This is a genomic window from Streptomyces durbertensis (assembly GCF_014156695.1).
GTDB classification, from domain to species: domain Bacteria; phylum Actinomycetota; class Actinomycetes; order Streptomycetales; family Streptomycetaceae; genus Streptomyces; species Streptomyces durbertensis.
Map to the genome: position 1 here is coordinate 1 of NZ_WMLF01000918.1, position 593 is coordinate 593.

Annotated in this window: 1 pseudogene; it reads left to right on the forward strand. The window is 78.1% G+C overall.

Going from position 1 to position 593, the window contains the following annotated elements:
- Window positions 1-593: pseudogene (locus tag GL263_RS27655) on the forward strand (hypothetical protein); the annotation flags it as partial.

The window sequence follows — 593 nt, forward strand, 5'->3', positions numbered from 1 at the left end:
CTGCCGGGACTGCGCCGGTGGCTGCGGCTGCGTCTGCGGCTGCGGCTGCGGCTGCGGCTGCGGCTGCGGCTGCGGCTGCGGCTGCCCGTAGCCGCTCGTGGGTGTACCGCCGCTGTAGCCGTCCCCGAAGGGCTGCGGGTGCGCGTACGCGGTCCGTGGGACACCGTCGTCGCCCTGGCCGTAAGGCTGCGGCTGGGCGTACGCCGTCTGCGGCGGCCCGCTCACCCCGGCCCCGAAGGACTGGTGCGGCTGCGTCTGCCCGTAGCCGCTTCGGGGCTGCGGCCGCGCGTATCCGCCCTGGGGCTGCGGCTGTCCGTAGCCGCCCTGCGGTTGCGGCTGCGCGTACCCGGTCTGCGGTTGCTGCTGCCCGTAGCCGCCCTGCGGCTGCGGCTGCGCGTACCCGGTCTGCGGTTGCGGCTGCCCGTAGCCGCTCTGGGGCTGCGGCTGCGGCTGCGCGTAGCCGCTCGGCGGCGCGGGCGTGCCGCCGAAGACCGGCTGCTGCTGGCCGCCGTAGGTGGGGAAGGCGTCGCCGGGGCCGGCCGGCTGCCCGGTACCGCCCGGCGCGTTTCCGACGGGCGGCGGGGGTATGGGGG